Below are 4818 nucleotides of genomic sequence, written 5' to 3' on the forward strand. Positions count from 1 at the left end.
GCTGAACCTGCTGATGAACCCCGAGATCGACTTCGTCACCCTGCTCGGCCAGGCCGGCACGGGCAAGACGCTGGTCGCGCTCGCGGCGGGTCTGGCGCAGGTGCTCGACGACAAGCGCTACAACGAGATCATCGTGACGCGTGCGACGGTGCCGGTCGGCGAGGACATCGGCTTCCTGCCGGGTACGGAAGAAGAAAAGATGCAGCCGTGGATGGGCGCCTTCGACGACAACCTCGAAGTGCTCCAGAAAACGGACGACGCCGCCGGCGAATGGGGCCGCGCCGCGACCCAGGAGCTGATCCGTTCGCGCCTGAAGGTCAAGAGCATGAACTTCATGCGCGGCCGTACCTTCGTGGACAAGTACCTCATCATCGACGAGGCGCAAAATCTCACGCCGAAGCAGATGAAGACGCTCGTCACGCGCGCGGGTCCGGGCACCAAGATCGTGTGTCTGGGCAACATCGCTCAGATCGATACGCCGTATCTGACCGAAGGCAGCTCGGGTCTCACTTACGTGGTCGACCGCTTCAAGGGCTGGGCGCATAGCGGACACGTGACGTTGGCGCGCGGCGAGCGCTCGCGTCTGGCCGATTACGCGTCCGATATCCTGTAAGGCGACGTACTGAATCCGGCGCTTTTGTCAGCGCCGGACACTCTCTGAAGGACCGTCTCCGGGCAACCGGATGCGGTCCTTTTTTCATGGGCGAACGCCGTGATGACGTGCCATGACTGCAACGTCTAGCGAACGAAGTTCAAGTAAGTTGTGAAGAATTCTTGCCGAAGCCTGCTCTGACGGGCTACCATCGGCGAATTACCGGTTTTCCCCAATGGCGTGCGCCTCGCGTTCGCCTTCTGCTTTTCATGCGGCGACTCTGGCTTGCGTTACTGATTGTGGTCTTTCTGGCGGCGTGTTCGAGCGCTCCGCAGAAGGTATCGCGCGGCAACGGCTCCAGCGCAGGCTACGCATGGCGCACCAAACCGCCCGGCTTCCCCAATTTTGTCGATCACAGCGTCGGACGCGAGGAAATCTCGATCCAGGCGATGGGTCTGGTCGGCATTCCCTATCGCTGGGGCGGCAATACGCCCGATAGCGGCTTCGACTGCAGCGGTCTCGTGAAATACGTGTTTGCACGCGCGGCCCAGGAAGATCTGCCACGCACGACACTCGACATGAGCCAGCGCGGCGAATCGATCGAACCCGACCAGATCGCGGCGGGAGACCTCGTGTTTTTCAACACCACCGGGCGGCCCCACTCACATGTGGGCATCTATGTGGGCAAGCTGCGCTTCGTCAACGCGCCCTCGACGGGCGGCACCGTGCGGCTCGACTATCTGACCAATCCGTACTGGGCGAAGCATTTCGACGGCATACGGCGGCTCGCGCCCGCGAAGCGCGCACCTGCGCCGTTCGACGAACCGACTTACGAGGCGTCAACGCCCGCGCCGCGAACACCCGCCGTGGCCGCGGTTGCGCCGGTCGCGGCTCCCGCGCCCGTCGTCAGCGCCCAGAACCGTTTGACGACGACGCAGCCGCCAGCGTATGCAAATAGCGCGCCGAACTCGCCATCGGCCGACGCTTTCGAACCGCCGCCGCAAGCAATGAGCGCGGCGCAGACCCAGGCGCGGGATGCTGGCGCCATGGCACCCACCGCTTCAGCAGACGCCCCGCGTGACGCCATCGACGCCGCCGCCGACGCTTTCGAGCCGCCACCGCCTGCCGTCAGCGCGGCACAGCAGCAAGCTGCCCAGGCGGGCTCCACACCCATCCAGCCGACGCAACCCGCCCAGCCCGTGCAGATCATGCGCGCTTCGACGGCTGGCAGCAGCCAAAGCGCACCCACGCAGTCCAGCGACGACCCCATCGCCCGTTTCGCCAACGGTTCGTTCTAGGTGCCCGCGCACGGCGCGCAGCCGATCCCTGCCCTTATCCAGACGGCTAACGAGCAGCCATAGCGGTTTCGCCGGGGAGCCGCGTCTGCTATGGTTTTGGTACTGTTTTCAATCCCATGTGCAGCGAGGCAGCGATGGATCTCGGACTCGGTAACAAGGTGGTGCTGGTGACGGGCGGCAGCAAGGGCATCGGGCTCGCCTGCGCCCGGGCGTTCGCCAAGGAAGGCGCACGCGTCGCGATCGTCTCGCGCGACCCCGCCAATCTGGCGCGCGCGCGCGAGCAACTGGCGAGCGAGCGCCTGCACGTCCATCTCACCCGCGCGGACCTGCACGAACCCCATAGCGCCGCCGATGTGGTCGAAGAAGTCTCCACCGCAGTGGGCCCGATCGATATCCTCGTCAACAGCTCAGGCGCCGCGCGCCGCTACGATCCGGAACTGCTGGACGCCGACGCCTTCCGCGCCACGATGGAAGCGAAGTATTTCCCGTATATCTATCCGCAGCAGGAAGTGCTGCGCCGCATGGTGGAGCGCGCCAAGGCCGCAAAGGCAGCGGGCGAAGACACGGAGCCCGGCGCGATCGTCAACATCATCGGCATGGGCGGTAAATCTCCGAGCGACATTCACATCGCGGGCGGCGCGGCCAATGCGGCCCTGATGCTCGCGACGGTGGGCCTTGCGCACTATCACGCGCGCTACGGCATTCGCATCAACGCGATCAATCCTGGCGCGACGCTCACCGAGCGCCTGCAGGAAGCCCTGCAACTGGAAGCCGGACGCGAAGGCGTGAGTGCCGAAGAAGCCCTCGCGCGCGGCGAGGCCAGAGTGCCGCTGGGCCGCTACGCGAAACCCGAGGAAATCGCCGACGTCGTGCTGTTTCTGGCCAGTCGCCGCGCGAGCTATGTAACGGGTGCGATCGTGCCGATGGACGGCTGCGCGACGCCAATCATCTGACTTCAAAGACTGGCGGCAAAAGAAAAACGGCGCCCGAAGGCGCCGTTCATGATCTCGCGTGCAAGTGCTGGCGTTACATCAACCGGTGACCGATCCACCAGCCCGCTGCGGCAAGCGTGGCCGAAGCCGGAATCGTCAGCACCCAGGCCCAGACGATGTTGCCCGCGACGCCCCAGCGCACGGCGCTGAGCTTCTGCGTCGCGCCCACGCCGACGATCGCGCCGGTAATGGTGTGGGTCGTGGACACCGGAATGCCGAGCCATGAAGCCGTGAAGAGCGTCAGCGCCCCGCCCGCTTCGGCGCAGAAACCGCCCACGGGCTTGAGCTTGGTGATCTTCTGACCCATGGTGCGCACGATGCGCCAGCCGCCAAACAGCGTGCCGATACCCATCGACAGATAGCAGCCGCCAATCACCCAGATAGGCGGCGCGTCCGAGCCGATCGCCGAGTAACCGGTCGCGATCAGCAGCATCCAGATGATGCCGATGGTCTTCTGCGCGTCGTTACCGCCGTGCCCCAGGCTATAGAGGCTGGCCGAAATCAGCTGCAGACGCCGGAAGCGCCGGTCCACCTTGCTGGGTGGCGTGCGGAAGTACAGCCACGACACCGTCAGCATGAAGAACGAGCCGAGAATAAAACCCAGCAGCGGCGAGATGAAAATGAACGCCACGGTCTTCATCAGGCCGTCGAAGTTCAGCGAGTGCCAGCCCGACTTCGCCAGCGCCGCGCCCACCAGACCGCCGATCAGCGCGTGCGACGAGCTCGACGGAATACCGTAGTACCACGTCAGCACGTTCCAGCCGATCGCGCCGATGAGCGCGCCGAACACCACGTAGTGATCGACGATGTCAGGGTCGATGGTGCCCTTGCCCACCGTCTGCGCCACCTTGAGGTGGAACACGAAATAGGCGATCACGTTGAACATGGCTGCGAACGCCACCGCCTGCTGCGGCTTGAGGACGCCCGTGGACACGACGGTGGCGATGGAGTTCGCCGCGTCGTGAAAGCCGTTCATGAAGTCGAAAATGAGGGCGATGGCCACAAGAAAGGCGACCACCCAGAGGGCGAGTTGTATCGATTGCATCGTGGTCCCGCTCAGGCGTTTTCCAGGACGATGCCTTCGATGATGTTCGCCACATCCTCGCACTTGTCCGTGATCGCTTCGAGCAGTTCGTAGATCGCCTTAAGCTTGATCAGGTTCTTGACGTCGTCTTCCTCGCGGAAGAGCTTGGAGATCGCGCCGCGCAGCAGGCGGTCGGCGTCCGACTCCAGACGGTCGATGTCCTCGCAGGCCTTGAGGATTTCGCGCGCCTGCTTCATGTCGGAGAGCAGCGCGACCGCAGCCTGCACGCGCTCGGCGGTAGCCGTGACCACGTGCGCGAGCTGGCTCGCCTCGGCGGTGACTGCCTGCACGTCGTACAGCGAGATGGCGGTGGCGACGTCCTCCATGAGGTCGAGGCAGTCGTCCATCGTGGTGATCAGCTTGTGGATCTCGTCGCGATCGAGCGGCGTGATGAAAGTCTTGTGCAGCAGGTCAATCGCTTCGTGCGTGAGCTTGTCGGCGGCCTTTTCGGCAGCCTGCACATTCTGTTTGTGGACTTCTGCGTCAGCCAGATTGTCGATCACGAGCTCGAGCTCACGGCTTGCGGAAACGATGCACTTCGCGTGCGCGTTGAAGATTTCGAAGAACTTGCCCTCGGTGGGCTTGAGTTTTGCTAGGCTAAACATTAGTAAAATGTATATGAATCAGGTACTTATGACTTGCCCGCAGTGGGCAGTACGGAATAAGTACGGAATCCCGCTTCGTCAGACCTTAGAAGCTGCGCCTGTCACGAAAGCGTCATTGTGCCAGACACTCCCCCGCCAGGCTTGAAGCATCACTCTGCTTGTGCCGCAAAACCGTCATCGACGCGCGGGTTTCTAACACTCGGTTGACTTCCTCGCGAACCAGCTTCCTGATCCTTTCTTCGTCCAG

Annotated in this window: 5 protein-coding genes; 3 read left to right on the forward strand and 2 right to left on the reverse strand. The window is 63.6% G+C overall.

The window, feature by feature from the left end; translation table 11 throughout:
- The 3 genes from VG320_RS31120 to VG320_RS31130 form a co-directional block, all read left to right on the forward strand.
- On the forward strand, positions 1 to 613 hold a 613-nt coding region (locus tag VG320_RS31120; RefSeq protein WP_327203908.1), incomplete at its 5' end, for a PhoH family protein.
- Between the two features lie 248 nt (positions 614 to 861).
- Positions 862 to 1890, forward strand: a complete 1029-nt coding sequence (locus VG320_RS31125) for an NlpC/P60 family protein (RefSeq protein ID WP_327203909.1) — start codon at positions 862 to 864, stop codon at positions 1888 to 1890.
- 134 nt (positions 1891 to 2024) lie between these two features.
- Entirely contained in the window at positions 2025 to 2843 is an 819-nt protein-coding gene (locus VG320_RS31130; RefSeq protein ID WP_327203910.1) for an SDR family oxidoreductase, read from the forward strand.
- 73 nt (positions 2844 to 2916) lie between these two features.
- On the opposite strand, the gene VG320_RS31135 is transcribed toward VG320_RS31130, so the two are convergent.
- Positions 2917 to 3927, reverse strand: coding sequence for an anion permease (locus VG320_RS31135; protein WP_327203911.1), 1011 nt, complete (start codon positions 3925 to 3927; stop codon positions 2917 to 2919).
- Positions 3928 to 3938: 11 nt separating this feature from the next.
- Positions 3939 to 4571: a DUF47 domain-containing protein gene (locus tag VG320_RS31140; RefSeq protein WP_327203912.1), complete on the reverse strand. Its 633-nt coding sequence runs from the start codon at positions 4569 to 4571 to the stop codon at positions 3939 to 3941.
- Between the last annotated feature and the right edge of the window lie 247 nt (positions 4572 to 4818).

This window comes from Paraburkholderia sp. (genome assembly GCF_035948235.1).
Lineage (GTDB): Bacteria > Pseudomonadota > Gammaproteobacteria > Burkholderiales > Burkholderiaceae > Paraburkholderia.

Bases quoted from the DNA above. Each gene is read 5' to 3' on its own strand.
- VG320_RS31125 (WP_327203909.1), top strand. From the start codon at position 862: ATGCGGCGACTCTGGCTTGCGTTACTGATTGTGGTCTTTCTGGCGGCG.
- VG320_RS31130 (WP_327203910.1), top strand. From the start codon at position 2,025: ATGGATCTCGGACTCGGTAACAAGGTGGTGCTGGTGACGGGCGGCAGC.
- VG320_RS31135 (WP_327203911.1), bottom strand. From the start codon at position 3,927: ATGCAATCGATACAACTCGCCCTCTGGGTGGTCGCCTTTCTTGTGGCC.
- VG320_RS31140 (WP_327203912.1), bottom strand. From the start codon at position 4,571: ATGTTTAGCCTAGCAAAACTCAAGCCCACCGAGGGCAAGTTCTTCGAA.